This window comes from Metabacillus sp. YM-086 (assembly GCF_048059995.1).
In the GTDB taxonomy this organism is placed as follows: domain Bacteria; phylum Bacillota; class Bacilli; order Bacillales; family Bacillaceae; genus Metabacillus; species Metabacillus litoralis_B.
In genome coordinates, this window is record NZ_JBLUOI010000046.1 from 27,717 (window position 1) to 43,313 (window position 15,597).

At 34.0% G+C, this 15,597-nt stretch carries 17 protein-coding genes; 7 read left to right on the forward strand and 10 right to left on the reverse strand.

The window, feature by feature from the left end; all coding sequences use genetic code 11:
• Positions 1–14 precede the first annotated feature (14 nt).
• The 3 genes from ACEWK1_RS18075 to ACEWK1_RS18085 all read left to right on the forward strand — a co-directional run bounded on the left by ACEWK1_RS18075 (position 15) and on the right by ACEWK1_RS18085 (position 4,132).
• Positions 15–917 (forward strand): polyprenyl synthetase family protein, encoded by a 903-nt coding sequence (locus ACEWK1_RS18075; RefSeq protein ID WP_212137678.1) that lies wholly within the window; start codon positions 15–17, stop codon positions 915–917.
• 56 nt (positions 918–973) lie between these two features.
• Positions 974–3,268 (forward strand): histidine kinase, encoded by a 2,295-nt coding sequence (locus ACEWK1_RS18080; protein ID WP_212137680.1) that lies wholly within the window; start codon positions 974–976, stop codon positions 3,266–3,268.
• A 471-nt stretch (positions 3,269–3,739) separates the two neighbouring features.
• Positions 3,740–4,132 (forward strand): hotdog fold thioesterase, encoded by a 393-nt coding sequence (locus ACEWK1_RS18085; protein ID WP_180320394.1) that lies wholly within the window; start codon positions 3,740–3,742, stop codon positions 4,130–4,132.
• A gap of 103 nt (positions 4,133–4,235) precedes the next feature.
• On the opposite strand, the gene mnhG is transcribed toward ACEWK1_RS18085, so the two are convergent.
• From mnhG to ACEWK1_RS18120, 7 genes are read right to left on the reverse strand one after another with little or no spacing between them, the layout of a single operon-like run.
• Positions 4,236–4,592, reverse strand: a complete 357-nt coding sequence (gene mnhG, locus ACEWK1_RS18090; protein WP_212137682.1) for a monovalent cation/H(+) antiporter subunit G — start codon at positions 4,590–4,592, stop codon at positions 4,236–4,238.
• Entirely contained in the window at positions 4,576–4,860 is a 285-nt protein-coding gene (locus tag ACEWK1_RS18095) for a Na(+)/H(+) antiporter subunit F1 (protein WP_121663279.1), read from the reverse strand. The genes mnhG and ACEWK1_RS18095 overlap by 17 nt, the downstream gene beginning before the upstream one ends.
• Positions 4,860–5,336, reverse strand: a complete 477-nt coding sequence (locus tag ACEWK1_RS18100; protein ID WP_121663278.1) for a Na+/H+ antiporter subunit E — start codon at positions 5,334–5,336, stop codon at positions 4,860–4,862. The genes ACEWK1_RS18095 and ACEWK1_RS18100 overlap by 1 nt, the downstream gene beginning before the upstream one ends.
• Positions 5,337–5,341: 5 nt before the next feature.
• Entirely contained in the window at positions 5,342–6,820 is a 1,479-nt protein-coding gene (locus ACEWK1_RS18105; protein ID WP_416636545.1) for a Na+/H+ antiporter subunit D, read from the reverse strand.
• On the reverse strand, positions 6,813–7,154 hold the full coding sequence (locus ACEWK1_RS18110; protein WP_098795579.1) for a Na(+)/H(+) antiporter subunit C: 342 nt from the start codon (positions 7,152–7,154) through the stop codon (positions 6,813–6,815). Before ACEWK1_RS18110 ends, ACEWK1_RS18105 begins: the two co-directional genes overlap by 8 nt.
• Positions 7,154–7,576: a Na(+)/H(+) antiporter subunit B gene (locus tag ACEWK1_RS18115; protein WP_098795599.1), complete on the reverse strand. Its 423-nt coding sequence runs from the start codon at positions 7,574–7,576 to the stop codon at positions 7,154–7,156. The genes ACEWK1_RS18110 and ACEWK1_RS18115 overlap by 1 nt, the downstream gene beginning before the upstream one ends.
• An 8-nt stretch (positions 7,577–7,584) precedes the next feature.
• Positions 7,585–9,990, reverse strand: a complete 2,406-nt coding sequence (locus ACEWK1_RS18120; protein ID WP_121663276.1) for a Na+/H+ antiporter subunit A — start codon at positions 9,988–9,990, stop codon at positions 7,585–7,587.
• A 198-nt stretch (positions 9,991–10,188) separates the two neighbouring features.
• Between ACEWK1_RS18120 and ACEWK1_RS18125 the strand changes: the two genes are divergently transcribed.
• Positions 10,189–10,416: a hypothetical protein gene (locus ACEWK1_RS18125; protein WP_121663275.1), complete on the forward strand. Its 228-nt coding sequence runs from the start codon at positions 10,189–10,191 to the stop codon at positions 10,414–10,416.
• Between the two features lie 141 nt (positions 10,417–10,557).
• Entirely contained in the window at positions 10,558–11,115 is a 558-nt protein-coding gene (locus tag ACEWK1_RS18130) for a DUF5366 family protein (protein ID WP_121665084.1), read from the forward strand.
• A 262-nt stretch (positions 11,116–11,377) separates the two neighbouring features.
• On the opposite strand, the gene ACEWK1_RS18135 is transcribed toward ACEWK1_RS18130, so the two are convergent.
• Positions 11,378–11,785: a thiol-disulfide oxidoreductase DCC family protein gene (locus tag ACEWK1_RS18135; RefSeq protein WP_416636546.1), complete on the reverse strand. Its 408-nt coding sequence runs from the start codon at positions 11,783–11,785 to the stop codon at positions 11,378–11,380.
• Positions 11,786–11,815: 30 nt separating this feature from the next.
• Positions 11,816–13,633, reverse strand: coding sequence for a transglycosylase domain-containing protein (locus ACEWK1_RS18140; protein ID WP_416636547.1), 1,818 nt, complete (start codon positions 13,631–13,633; stop codon positions 11,816–11,818).
• 456 nt (positions 13,634–14,089) lie between these two features.
• Here ACEWK1_RS18140 and kapD point away from each other — a divergent pair, with 456 nt between their 5' ends.
• A complete protein-coding gene (gene kapD, locus ACEWK1_RS18145; protein ID WP_232273894.1) occupies positions 14,090–14,668 on the forward strand; it encodes a 3'-5' exonuclease KapD in 579 nt (192 codons plus the stop codon).
• An 84-nt stretch (positions 14,669–14,752) separates the two neighbouring features.
• Here the strand turns inward: kapD and ACEWK1_RS18150 are convergent, their stop codons facing one another.
• On the reverse strand, positions 14,753–15,136 hold the full coding sequence (locus ACEWK1_RS18150) for a kinase-associated lipoprotein B (protein ID WP_251400042.1): 384 nt from the start codon (positions 15,134–15,136) through the stop codon (positions 14,753–14,755).
• A gap of 152 nt (positions 15,137–15,288) precedes the next feature.
• Here ACEWK1_RS18150 and ACEWK1_RS18155 point away from each other — a divergent pair, with 152 nt between their 5' ends.
• Entirely contained in the window at positions 15,289–15,492 is a 204-nt protein-coding gene (locus ACEWK1_RS18155) for a hypothetical protein (protein ID WP_212137691.1), read from the forward strand.
• The last annotated feature ends 105 nt before the right edge of the window (positions 15,493–15,597 follow it).

Here is a 15,597-nt window from a genome sequence, read left to right on the forward strand (position 1 = left end):
TGGTTGTCCAAAAGATGGTTGATAATGAACGTATTAAACAACAAATGATTCAATGTATTGCTTCACAAGTAAAAGAGAACCAATTACAGAATCTTGTTGTTTCTTTTATTAAGGAGAAAGACAACTTTCATTTTGCTCATTTGGCCATATTACATCATGATGCATTCGAGGGAAAAAGTGCAGAAATAGTGAGGCTTGCTGCTGCTATTCAATTACTAATCTTATCTTTTGATATGTTGGATGATCTTGAAGACTTAGATAATATGAAAGAGCCATGGATGAAAATTAACCCTTCCATTGCTTTAAATGCAGCAACGATGATTTATACGTTAAGTCAAAAATTGATATTATCATTATCTTCTCCATATAGAATTCAAATACTTGATGCATTTACTCGGTTTTCTCTCCAAGCAATGGAAGGGCAGCATATTGATTTGGAAAACTCTATATTTACTGAAGAGGAATGTATCAAAATGATGAAGAATAAGTCAGGGTCTTTAATTGCATTAGCATCTGTAAGTGGCATGCTTTTAGCTGGTGCAAATGAGGAAAAAGTTGAGACATATTCGTATCAAATTGGAATAGCTGCACAAATTGAAAATGACTTTAGAGATTTATTTAATCCAAATAAAAACGACATTTCAGCACAAAAAAAATCATTAGGCTTTCTTTACCTTCAAAAAAAGTGTAACGAACATGCTTTGGATATTATTGAAGGCTTTAAAAGTGAAAAAACAGTCGAATCTTACTTTGGAAGTTATTCAAAATTTAATAATAAACTCTTAAATTCCGGAACAGTGCATTATTTAAATATCATGAAGCAAATAGCTGTGAATAAAGCAACAAAATTAATAAATGAATTACAAATTAAACAGGACCAAATTGAGCGTTTAAAAGCTGTTCTCATAACTAGTTAAGAACAATTTTAAACGATTCTTATAATAATTTATGTTGAAAGGTGTTTATAATTTAGATGCGTCTTACCTTTAATAGGATGCTCCAACTATTAGTCATATTAAGTATTATCTTTGTCCTTTATATTATAATTTTAAATTATAAATACCCCTATGTTGGAGCTAGAATAATTGAAACAAATAATGAGCAAATGCTTATTTCTGAAATTGAGCCAAAAACCTGGGCAGAAAAAGTGGGTATTCATGTTGGGGATACGATCATTGAAATAAATAACAAAGATCCACAGCTACATAATCCAGCTGTTAGCTATGGTCTCCTTGAACAGATAAACTCAGTTAAGGTACTTAAAACAAATGGAATAACTAATGAATATATTGTTCACTCAACTTTATTTAGTAATCAGGTTTTGTTCATTATAATCATACCTTTAACAGTTCTTGCTTTATGCTTGTTTAGTATTTATTTTATTAATAAATCGAACAAAGAAACAAATCAACGGTCTGCTCATTTATTAATACTATTTTTATTAATAATAGCCATGGCTTATATTAGTGCAAGTGGTTCTTCAAGGGGAGATTTACTAAGTAGATACGTGAATATAGCATTATTTACATTAGTTCCAGTAAGCTATCTGCACTTTATTTATCAATATTTTAAAGAATCAGGAAAAGAACTTTTTAAATTTTCCTATATTATATTTGGTTATATGCTCGTATTGATCAATATTTTGGCTGAATTAGTCAATAATGTATGGGGAATGACCCTAATAAGCAATAAATTCCTTACTCTATTGTCTTTTCTTATTTTACTTATTTTAACTTTTAGTTTAAAATTTTCGGGTTTAAGAAAGATTAGATATTCAGAACAAGCTTACTTAGTCAAAATATTAATTGTTACAAATGTTTTGGCTTTTACACCATTTCTTATATTCTATGTCATTCCGTATGTAATTTTTCAAAAGTATGTATTCTCGCCAATATTTTTATCTGCTTTTTTACTTTTAATTCCCTTTTCATTAGTTTATCAATTTTTGGTAACTAAGATATACGATATTGAATTCTTGTTAGGAAGACTTAAATATTATTCAATACTAGCCATAATTCCAACTCTGATTATGGTTATGATTATGTTCACTTTAAAAGATAGCAATTCAACTTTTAATTCTGTCCAACTTTTTGTTTATATTTACTTAGCCATGGTGTTCATTTTTTATGTGAAGGAAGTTTTAGATGATCGCTTTAGGTTAAAGAGGATATCTGAAAAGTATAATTATCAGGACAGTATTTTTAAGTATACTCAAAGCATACGAAAAGCAAGTAATTTGGAACAGGTTATTGCACAATTAAAGCAAGTAATTGTAGATGTACTCCATGTTAGCAAGGCATATTTTATCGAGCTTGATAAGGTAAAGAATATTGCTTCTGTTGATCCCTTAGCAAAGGAATCAAATTATAGAGCTTATTTAAAGGAAATTAAAGAAGCTTCAAATGAAGTTGGTAAGATTGTTGAAGTAGATAAAGGTTTTGTTATTAATATAGGTGTAACTGATAACAAGAGTTATGTATTAGTATGCTTGTCTATACTGAACACACCTAAATTAACTCGTGATGAGGTGTCATGGTTAAAAACTCTCTCGTTTTACACAAATGTTTCATTAGAAAACTTTTTGAAAATTGATGAACTAATGCAACACTTACAAAAAGTTGAGACAGAGGAAGGAAAACCAGATTGGCTGAATAAGATTTTGTTTTCTATAGAAGAAAAGCAACGATCTCATTTAGCTAAGGAAATACATGACTCTGTTCTTCAGGACTTAGTTTCTTTGAAACGGCAATGTGAATTGGCAATGTTAGAAGAGGATGCTGAAGTTCTTAAAAAACAGCTACAAAGCATAAACAGCAGTATGACGAAGGTCATTAAAGAAACAAGAGAAACATGCCAGGAACTGCGACCACAGTTGCTTTATGATTTAGGCTTAGTTAAGGCATTAAACAAGCTCATTATGCAATATCAGGACATTGTGGATTTTGATATCCGACTTAACACTGGGAATATAAATGTCGCTTTGGATATTGATACCCAATTAAACCTTTATCGAATTATACAGGAATTGCTTATAAATGCTCATAAACATTCAGAAGCAACAAATGTTATGATTATTCTTGTTTGTATAAAAGATAAGATCGTTCTCCATTACGAGGACAATGGTATTGGTTTTAACTATGAAGAAATAGCTGACCAAAAGGAAAGAACAGGCCTTTCTGGTATTAGTGAACGTGTTAAAGCTTTAAAAGGATCTTTCTTAATTGAAACATCAAGGGAAAATGGATTGAAAATAGATATTGAAATATAGACTTGGTGAATACCAAGTCTATTCTATTTCAAGTACATTTTTCGTGTTTTCTTTAATTTTACAAAATCTAAACAAATCCTCAATATAGCCATGATATTTATCCATTAAGATGTTAATTATATCCTTTTAGGAATCAGGAAAGCGTTTCCTAAATGAGGAGGTTATAATGGATATTATGGCTGTACTTCCAACATTACTCTTATTATTTGTTTATTTTATTTTTGTTGTGTTTGTTCTAAGAAAATAGTAAGCATTTTTTTGCAGGATTTTGGCTGTCACCTGTGATTGAAGTTTATTTCATCTTAGACTTCTGTAATCATTCCACTTGTATTCTTTAAAGCCATTAAGTGATGTTTTGATCTTTTATTTTTCACTTAAAGAATCTCCTTATGATAGACTATAATTACAATTGTTTATATTAAACAAGGTGTATTATTAAGAGTAATAGACTATATGAAGGGTCGGGTCATAATGGATTTTAATGTGAAAAATACATTAATGGAGACTTTAGGAATAGAAGTAACCTCTGTTACACCTGAGTGTGTGATTGCCACAATGCCAGTAGATCATCGTACACACCAACCATTTGGGTTACTTCATGGTGGAGCATCAGTTGCCCTTGCAGAAACTGTAGCAAGTATTGGCGCTTATAATCTAGTTGATCATGAAACAGAAATATGTGTAGGTCTAGAAATAAACGCAAATCATATTCGTGGGAAAAAATCAGGTGTAGTCACAGCACATGCTAAACCTGCACATCGTGGGAAAACAACAATGGTATGGGAAATAAAGATCGTAGATGAAGCTGAAGAGCTGATATGCTTGTCCAGATGCACAATGGCAATTTTGAAGAAACAAAAATGAGCAAATCTTTTATTAAACGATGATATGCTTTGAAATTATCATGCATGCGCAGGAGCAAGAGGTTATCAGTGATGTAGAGTATAAAAAAGTAGATGAGCAACGCTCATCTACTTTTTTCATGTTTTCTTACTTTGGCTAAATCATCTTGAACACTTTTCTCCCACAATGGAACACCAATATTATATGCCGCCCTACTTATTAGATGTCCTGCAACAGGCGCTGTGATAAAGACAAAGATAATCCCTAAAAGCACTCTGGAATTTGCATGATGATCAATGAGTAAATAATACATAAATAGCCCCAGCAGTATACTAATGATTCCTAAAGTGGCACTCTTTGATGCTGCATGGTTACGAGTATATGGATCTGGCAAACGAACTACACCGATTGCCGCAATTAGGCTTAGTAACGAACCTTGGAGAATAAGAAAGCCAACAATAAATTTACTGATCTCGATCATTTTCAATGATCTCTCCTTTCTCCAGGTATTTAGAAAAGGCAACAGTACCAATAAAAGCTAATATTCCTAATAAAAGAATAACCTCAACAAATGCACTTGTATTTAGCACAACGGAGATAATCGCCGTTATTGCAATTAAGTTTATACCGATTGCATCTAGTGCAATAACACGATCAGGTGTTGATGGTCCCTTTACAAGTCGATAGACATATAAAAGAGTCGAGATTGCCACTATAATGAGTGAAATGGTCATGACTAACTTAAACATTAACGGCTCACCTCCTTGATCGCTTTTTCAAATGTATTTTTTATATCAAGTTTTGCTTGTTCGACGTCATCAATATCCATTGCATGAATATATAATGTTTTATTATCCTCAGAAACCTCAAGCACGAGAGTTCCCGGTGTTAATGTAATGAGGTTGGATAGTATCGTAATTTCCCATTCTTTTTCGAGCTCTGTCTCAAGAGCAAAAATTCCCGGTCTTAAATTAAGCTTGGGAGATAGAATGACTTTTAATACAGAGAGATTGGATTTAACAAGCTCTACTAAGAAAATATAGAGAAGCCTAATAATCGCAATCACGTTATAAAAATAAAATCTGTGTTGAAAAAAGCGTCTTAGAACAAAAAGAATTAATATCCCGAAAAAGTATCCTTTAGCAAAAGCTAAGGAAGAATAATCATTCGAAAGAAACATCCAAATGAATCCTAAAATAAAGTTAAGTAAAATTTGAAATGCCATATGATCTACTCCTTCAATACGGCTTGAATATAGATTGATGGATCAAGCAGAGTATTGGCAGCCTGTGAAATATAAGGTGAAAGTGATTCAACCCCAAAACCATAAGCAATTGACAATACAAGCAAAATGACTATTGGGAGTATTAAACCCTTTGTAGCCTCTTTATTAACAGGCGTTTTATTTGGCTCTCCCCAAAAACCATGGATGAATATCTTCATTACAGAGTAAAGCACTAACAAACTTGAAAGCAGTACAACAAAAGCAATTGTGTATTCACCTGCTTCAAAGCCGCCCTGAATAATTTTTAGCTTTCCAATAAAGCCACTGAGTGGTGGAATTCCTGCTAAAGCCAAAGTGGCAATTAAGAACATCCATCCAAGAAAAGGGTGGCTAGCAATCAATCCGCTGAATTTCCGTAAATTACTAGTGCCTGTTATCGCAATAATTGTACCAACTAAGAAGAATAGTGCTCCTTTAACAATCATGTCGTGAACTAAATAATAAATAGAGCCCTCAACTGAATTTGGAGTATTTGCTGCGATTCCAAATAATATAACACCAACTGCAGTAATGATGTTATAGATGACAATCTTTTTAATATCCCAATAGGCAATTGCTCCAATGACACCAAAAACAATTGTTAGTGCTGAAAGCCAAGCGAGAATTTCGTGTGTAAAAGATGGCTCGTGATAGAAAATAACGGTATACACACGTGTAATGGAATAAACCCCAACTTTTGTTAATAATGCTCCGAATAATGCTGTAACAACAGCAGGTGGTGCCTGGTAGGAGGCAGGAAGCCAGAAGTACAACGGGAAAATCGCACCCTTTAAGCCAAAGATGACTAGAAAGAGAATGGCGATGACTGTTAATAACCCGGATTGCCCCATATCTGCTATTCTTACACTTAAGTCTGCCATATTTAATGTTCCTGTTACTGCATATAAATACGCTACCGCAATAACAAAAAGTGCCGAAGAAATAACATTCACTAAGATGTATTTAATTGACTCGCGAAGCTGATTTTTGGAGCTTCCTAATACAATTAACAAATAAGAAGACATAAGCATGACTTCAAAAAATACAAAGAGATTAAAAATATCCCCTGTTAGAAAAGCACCTGTTACACCTAAAAGTAAAAATTGAACGCCTGGATAAAAGTAAAATTTTTCTCGATCTGACGTTACAGATGAGAAAGCAAACAATAGCGATGTAAAGCCGATAATACTTGTTGTTAACACTAATAAGCTGGCATACATATCGGCAACAAGTACAATTCCATAAGGTGGTGCCCAATTTCCGATCTCTAGTGTCTGAATTCCGTTTGTATGAACGGTCTGAACGATCACAATGGAAGCAATGACACTTAAGAATGAAGCAACAGCACTTAGCCATTTTTGAACCGTAATATGTTTGTTGAAAAAGATTAAGAATATTCCCATTAAAAATGGGATAACAATTGGCAAGATAATTAAGTTATTCATATTGATCATTTCCCCTTAGTTGATCCATATCATCAGTCCCGAGCTCTTGGTATGAACGGTAGGCAAGAACAAGGAAAAAGGATGTGACTCCAAAGCTAATAACAATCGCAGTTAAAATTAAAGCTTGTGGAAGTGGATCAACGTAGACTTCTGCATGCTCACCAAGCAACGGAGCAGCACCTTTTTTTAGGCCCCCCATCGTTAAGATGAGTAAATGTGCACCATGACTAAGCAAACCAGTACCAATAATAATTCGTAATAAACTTTTTGATAACATTAAATAAACCGCAGCCGTAATAATGATACCAACAACAATAGACATTAAAATTTCCATTATTCCGTCTCTCCAATCGTTTGAATAATGGTCATCGTTACACCGATAACAACGAGATAAACCCCTAAATCAAATAATACCGCTGTAGCTAAAGAGGTTTTTCCTAGCAGAGGTAGCTGTACATAGCTAAATGTATGTGTTAGAAACGGAACATTGAAGAAAAATGAACCTATTCCTGTTAATACAGCAATTAGTAATCCAGTTGCCGTTAATTTCAGATAATCAACCTGTAGTGTATTGACAACTGTTTTTATATCAAATGCTAATAACAGTAAGACGAGTGCCGCAGCAGTCATCAGTCCGCCAATAAAACCTCCACCTGGTGTATAGTGTCCAGAAAAGAAAAGGTGTAATGAATAGATAATGATAATAAACACAACAATCTTAGTAACGGTTTGAAAGATAATATCATTAGTTTTTATATTTTTTTTCACCCTTTTTCCTCCCTTCTGACTTTTAAGCGAATCATACTAAAAATTCCTAGTGCCGCAATCCCTAAAACAGCTATTTCAAATAATGTATCAAAGCCTCTAAAGTCTACAAGAATGACGTTAACCATATTTTTTCCACCTGCTAGCTTATAGCTGTTTTCAATGAAATAAGTAGAAATTGTTTCTGATACACGTTGGCTATTAGCAGATAGAGCAATAAGTGTAACGATTGTACCAACACCTAGAGAAATAAGCAGATTGGTTAATTTAAAGTGAAGCTTTTTTTCTTTCTTTTTAAATTCCGGTAAATGGTAGAAACAAAGTAGGAATAAAGCTACTGATACTGTTTCCACACATAATTGCGTTAAAGCTAGGTCAGGCGCCCGGAATAGGACGAAAAAGAGTGATAATGAGTATCCAACTGATCCTAGAGCAATAATTGCAGTCAAACGGGATTTAGAAAATAAAACTGTCACTGTACCAACTACCATTACAAAAGCTAAAACCGCCTCATAAACACCAATTGGAGCAGTTCCTGCCATGGAGAATGTAAATCCTCCGGTTGCAACCAATGCAGTGCCGAGAATAAGAATAAAGAAGGTAAAAATATACGCTAGATAATCACGGATAAATCCAGTCATATAAAATCTAGTTAAACGGAATGAAGATTGATCAAGTTGATGTAATGCTGCATCATATCCTTTATTTAACGTTAGCTTTTCAGGAACTAAACGATAAACAGATCTCCATTTTGTAAGAGATAAGTACCCGATAATACCTAATGCAATCACACCTATTGTCATGAATAATTCAACCGTAAACCCATGCCAAGGATAGATATGAACATGAAAATGTCCTTCATCACCTAGTAGTCCCGGAATGATCGAAGCCATCGCAGGCTCAATGATCGTGTAAGCTAATATGTTCGGGAAGAAGAAGAAAATTACGACAAGTGAAGCCAAGATAATCGGTGAAATGAGCATTCCGATTGGTGCTTCATGTGGCTTCTTCTTAAGCTTTTCAGGTTGATAGTTCCCTGTGAAGGTTTTAAATACTAATACCATGCTGTAAATGAAGGTGAATATACTACCAACCCAGGCGATAATCGGGAATAATAGACCAATTGTTTCAATATTGAAAACGTTCATTTCCATTACACGGATCATACTAGTAAAGAACATTTCCTTACTGAGAAAACCATTAAAAGGAGGCAATCCTGCCATTGAAAAAGCACCGATAATTGATATCGTAAACGTAATTGGCATCAAACTCATAAGACCGCCAAGCTTTCTGATATCACGTGTTCCTGTTTCATGGTCAATAATTCCAACCACCATAAACAAGCTTCCTTTAAAAGTAGCATGGTTTATTAGGTGGAAAATAGCAGCAAGCGTTGCAACTGTATAGTAACTATCATCAATAGAGTCAAGAGCCAGTGCAGCTGAACCAACACCGAGCATTGACATGATCATTCCTAATTGACTGACTGTTGAGAATGCTAGTATCCCTTTTAGGTCAGTCTGTTTTACTGCATTAAATGATCCCCAGAACATCGTGAAAATACCGAATGATGAAACAATCCAAAACCATTCAGGTGTCCCGGAAAATACAGGGCTGAAGCGTGCTACTAGATAAATCCCTGCTTTAACCATTGTTGCTGAATGGAGATAAGCACTAACTGGTGTTGGTGCTTCCATTGCGTCTGGTAACCAAATATAAAATGGAAACTGCGCTGATTTTGTAAAAGCTCCAAACAAAATTAAAATAAGAGCAGGTACAAAAAGTTCATGCTGTGCTATATCCGGAACTTGACCAACAATTTCTCGAATGCTGAAGGTACCGGTCATCATATAGAGCATGATAAAACCACCAAGCATTAGGAGTCCGCCAAAGATCGTGATAAGCATAGACTTCTGTGCACCGTAACGTGATTTTTCTCGGTGGTACCAATAACCGATTAACAAGAAAGATGAAAGGGATGTAAATTCCCAAAAGGTATATAGGACGATCAGGTTGTCAGATAAAACAACCCCGAGCATGGCACCCATAAACATGAGTAAATACACATAGAAGGTGTTTAATTGTTCTTTCTCTTTTGATAGGTAATAGATCGAATATAGTACAACTAATGCACCAATTCCAGAAATTAATAACGCAAATAACAGTCCAAGACCATCTATGTATGCAGTAAAGTTAATACCAAGTGAAGGTATCCAATTTGCGGTGTAACTGATTATATCACCGTGCATCGTTGAATCTAGAAATTGTATAAAATAAACAAAGAGTAGGATCGGTAATCCTAGTACAAACCAGCCTGTATGAATGTTACGAAAGTACTTATACAGGAATGGAATAAGTATGGCAAGTAAAAATGGTGATAAAATTGCCACATGTAATAATGTCATCTTTTAACCTCCTTATAGTAGTAAGAGCAAATCTGGCTCAGTATTACTGAATTATTATGTTCCAGATTGTGGAGCACTATGAAATTATATCAAATATTGCTCATTTCAAGTTCATATGAACATAAAAATGATAACAAATTTCTGCTGACTTGTATATTATAAAGACCTTAAGAACATCCTAAGGTTTGAGGTGATTCCATGCACAAAACAAAGATTTTTGTCGCAGGGTGTTTGTTTTCATCCTTGTTTAGCAGTGCTTGGTATATAAATGAAAGAGTAAAAAGAGAATATGTCGAAACGATTTCATTTGAAGACTCAGCCATTCAATTAACAAATACTGAAACACCCATTGAATCGTTAACAGAGGAAGCAAATGTATTTGAAAAGTTTCGACCGCGTGAATATGTGCGCGTTGTACTTCGTTAACAGGGTGTGAATTAGTAGGCATCCTGTTTTTTAGTAAATAGAAATATGAATTTCTATTTATTTACATAAAGCCTTGTCAAAGAGAATGCGCTAATTCATAATAGGATGGAAACTGAATTATTTAGCAAGGAAACTGATTTTATGAAAAATACATACTTTACTAGTTATTTTCCTCTAATTACAATCTTATTATTTAGTGCTTCGTTATCGATCGTTACAGTCATGATGGTAATAGACTATTTGCAGGTTTTTGGTATTTATGACGGAATGCTTGAGTTCTTCTCTAATAGTGGGATTAAGCTGGCGTTATTTATCGTTTTTTCTCTTCTTTTTTTTATGCTGTTTTCAGCATTAAAGTTAATTGCAAACACCGTTACAGAGCTTTCGCTTTTGTTTTTTTCAAAAGATGTAGCCGGTGAAAATTTGACTAAAATTAGAGGTGGTTCTTCCATTTATTTAATAGGTGGGGCACTTTCTCTTGCAGCTGTTCAGTATCCGTATGCGATTATCGGTATATTTCTTTTAGCAACATTGATTTATTTTGTTTTTATCGTTTATAAATTTAGTCAGTCATTAACCTCGTTATCTTTAATAGGATTAGTGCTATTTCATGTTCTATTTTGGTTCATCTTTTTACTTGGAACATTGTATTTATGTTTTAGGCTTTATAATAGTGTGATGGCGAGCTTGCCTGTGTAACAATAAAAAAGCTGAGATTGATGGTTGATATCAATCTCAGCTTTTTTTTATTAAAATAGTCTTATTTAAAGTCTGTATAACTTGTTCGTTTCATTGCGCTCCAGTAACTTGCTTTCCGCGGGGAGGAAGCAAAGCCTCCTCGGCTTCGCCTGCGGGGTCTTGGCCTTTCCTCTACCTCCCGCAGTAGTCAAGTTTCTTCCGCTCCATTTCACTATCATTTTTTTAAAAAGTACAAATACAACAATTTCTAACAAAAAAGTTTTTAAGGCAAAAACCTTTTTCTATCCTCAGGTTTTGGGATTGTACATTGGTCTTTTTTGCCAAACCATTTATATCGATTTCTTGCTATAAAGTTGTATATTTGGTCTCGAATTGGTCTGGGGACTATTTTGAATAGATATAAAAGTTGCCAATTTCCACCTAGAATTTTACAGATTTCAAGAACAGCTGATGATTTTGTATAATAGCTACTACCCTTAATGACGACTAAACTATTAAAGTCAGTAGTTGGAAGTTGAAATTTTTTTAAGAGTTCTTGACCTGTGTTTGACTGCAGAGCAGCGAATTGAAACGTAGCTTTTTTATCGTATCGAATAATAAATTGAACAGCTTGATCACAAAAATGACACACTCCGTCAAAGAGAAGAACAGGCTGATTATTTGCATTCATATTTATTCCCCCCTTATTGAAGTAATTTTCTTATTTCATCATTTCTTTCCAAATAAGAAGATGTGAGCCTCTTTCATAAACACCCCTAATGTTAGCTGGCTGATCTTTCCCAACCCAAACGACACCAGTGTACTGATCTGTTAAACCAGCAAACCATAAGTCATGATAATCGTTGGAAGTTCCAGTTTTACCACCTACATAGCTTTTATTCATTGCAGCCTTTTTACCTGTGCCGCTTGACACAACAGCAGCAAGTAATGATCGCATCTGTTTGTTTGTCGTTTCCTTCCATACGCGAATAGGATTCTCACCCCATTCGTAAAGTGTTTTGCCTGTTTGATCGGTTACTTTAACGATAGCATGATTTTCATAATATAAACCGTTATTCGCGAAAGTAGTGTACGCATTTGTTAATTCAAGGGGAGAAATGCCATACATCATCCCACCAATGGCTGCTGGAAGGTGATAATCTTGTTTTGTGATTTTCGCAAAATCAAATGGCGCTAAGTAAGAAAAACCTTTTTCAATTCCAATTTCATGAAGCATTCGAACTGCAGCTGTGTTATAGGAGTATTTTAAAGCCGTTTCCAATGAAACCATGCCATAATTTCTTCCGCTATAATTTTTGGGACAATAGCCACCACTGCAAAATCTGCCTGCATTGATTCTGGATTTCGTAGTTGCTCCGGTTACATCTATATAAGGTGCATAATCCAATAATGGTTTAATAGAAGAGCCGGGTTGCCTATAAGCTTGAAAAGCTCGGTTAAATTCAAATTTTTTATAGTTTGTGCCTCCAGAAAGGGCGACAATTTGATGTGAGTGATGGTTAATGACTGCAGCCGCGCCTTGAATACCATCGGATTGAATGTAAGTGTTCATCGATTGAACAAGTTTATTTTGACGTTCACTTTCTAACGCCGTATAAATGATTACACCTTGACTTAAAATGTCATTTACACGTGTATTTATTTGGTTGTGATCCTTTAATCCTTCTTTTTCAGCAACCAACTGCTTTAACTCATGGTGAACATATGTTACATAATCTGGTTGAACATCTACTTTATTCTTTATTGATAGTTTTATAGGAAATTTTATTGCTGTCTCTTGCTCTTCTGCTGTAATAGCTCCGAATTCATATAGAGTTTGTAGTAATCTTTCTTGTCTTTCTTTTGTTGCTTTATAATTTTTAACTGGATCGTATTGTGTAGGATTATTTGGTATGGCACTAATAAAGATAAGTTCAGCTAGATGTAGTTCATGAATTTGTTTATTAAAATAATAATCTGCTGCCGTTCCAATTCCATATTGACCATTACCAAAATAAATGGCATTCAAGTAATATTCAAATATTTGATCTTTTGTAAAGGCTTTTTCGAGCTGATAGGAGTATAGGAGTTCGCTCAGCTTTCGATTATAAGATTGTTCGTGATTTAAATAAACATTCCTAGCCAGCTGTTGAGTAATGGTGCTTCCGCCTTGCTCCACGGATTCTGATTTTGCATTAATTAATATTGCCCGAAACATACCAGCAGCATCAAAGCCTATATGGTCAAAGAAACGCTGATCTTCTGAAACGAGATAGGTTTTCTTTACGATTTCAGGGATGTTTTCGTATTTTACATAAATCCGATTTTGTTGATTTGATGTTATCTCTGAAATAAGATTCCCCTCTTGATCATATACATAACTGTTTTGTGCTAAATCAACAGATTCAATGGGGATTTTTTCATCCAATATCGTACTAAGCCCTTTAATAGCTTGAGATTCTTTACCTGCCACGAAAACACATATGATGAAGATTGGTACCATAGTGAAGATACAAGTCCAACCAAATAAATGTCGCATACTGATTCACTTTCTTTCTACATATTCTGCTCTGTAAAGACACAACAGAGACAAAACTAATAAACAATATATATATGTTATATATCGGAAAAATTCAATAAATTTCAACTGTCAATTTAAAATTATACCTAATAATGACCATTGCTGAATATATTGTAAGATAGAGTATAGATAATCATCCAATCAATTAAAAATAGTCAAGGGACAATTCATTATTTTTGGAAAAATTAAAGTTCTTTTGAATGCATCGGTGATATAATAAAGAAAACTCGTTGATTGGCGAGCCTGAAAGGCGAAGCGTGATGCGTTGTTGCCCTTACTATCTTGATTACCTACGTACAAAAACTTTTCGATGCTGCGATTTTTTCTTAACGTTTTAAATAATATAACCTAAAGGAGGAGCGAAACAGATTGGAGGGACAAGAGCAATTATTATTTATTGATTTTGAATTTACCATGCCGGAAGGAAAAGCGAATCCAAAGGGCTTTTATCCAGAAATTATTGAAGTGGGTATTGTTTCTGTTAAGAACCAACAAATTGAAGAGCAATTCTCCTCATATGTTAAACCGAACAAATTCCCCTTATTAACTGAGCGATGTAAAACTTTTCTACAAATTTCGCAAAATAAAATTGATCAAGGAATGACTTTTTCAGAGCTTTTAGCCGTACTAAATGATTATAATAATGGATCATTTACAACTGTTATTACTTGGGGCAATATGGATATGAAGGTGCTCCGTCATAATTGCCAAATGAGTGGAGAAGAGTTTCCATTCACAGGGAAATTTAGAGATTTATCAATGGAATACAAAAAGTTTTTTGGTGATCGTAATCAAACCGGCTTATGGAAGGCTGTTGAGGAATATGGGAAAAAGGCTACCGGTAAACATCATCGTGCATTAGATGATGCCCTAACTACTTACAATTTATTTAAGTTAGTTGAAGAGGATAAAAGGTACTTACAAAAGCCATCCCCAACAACAATAGGTGATCGAATTGATCTGTCAAAGGTATTAAATAAATATGCAACATAAAGCCGAAATAATGTATATGAAAAAAGCTCAATAACAATATTTAAAGTAAAAGCTAAATATTGTTATTGAGTAAACATCTTTCAATTAATAAGGGAAATAGTCTTTCTCAAGAACTTCAACCCTTGTAAGGGATTCTTTAGCCCAATCTGTATTGATTTCTTCAAGTTCTTTCTTCATAACATCCAGTGCCTTTCTTAGCGACTGCTGATATTCTGGAACTTCGTCTTCGAATCGTTTAACCATCTGTTTTGGAACATTTGTTTGTTCATTGAAAGCCAATGCCCTTCTCTCGTGAAAAAATTGGACATCCACTTGTTTGGGATTATGTAGATCACCTTGTTGTGGGTGCTTTAGGACAGCTTTAACTTTTACTAAATAATGCATAGGCTTAATGTCAGTAATAACACCAATGTATTTACCTGTTTTATAAATTCCTGCTACAATATCTCCGATTTTCATTTCTTCCATTAATCTCACCCTCAGAAATTTGATTTTATATCTTTTATAGTACCATGAAGGCTTTAAAATCGCATTTGTGACTGTTTCTTGACTATACTTTTAATACCTAGTGAATTTGTCTAAAACTTGCTATAGTTAGGAGAAAGAAAGGTAGTGAACACATGAATCAATTACTTCCTATTTTTGGATTGTTTTTATATTTTCCTGAGGATAAGTCAGAATATATACCTGCTGCCATTACTATGATCATTTTTACTATAGCAGCTTTCTTTGCTTTCCGATTTATTATGAAGTTATCTAAAAAAGAACAAGAACAAGTAGAAAAATTAATGAATCAAACGAAACAAGAACAAGACAAAGACTAAGGGAAGACAACTTTTCATTAGATGAATAAGTTTATACATTGTGACAAAAAATACCCTTTATCCAAACCATTTCATTGGAGGGTATTATGAAACGTAAAACATTTT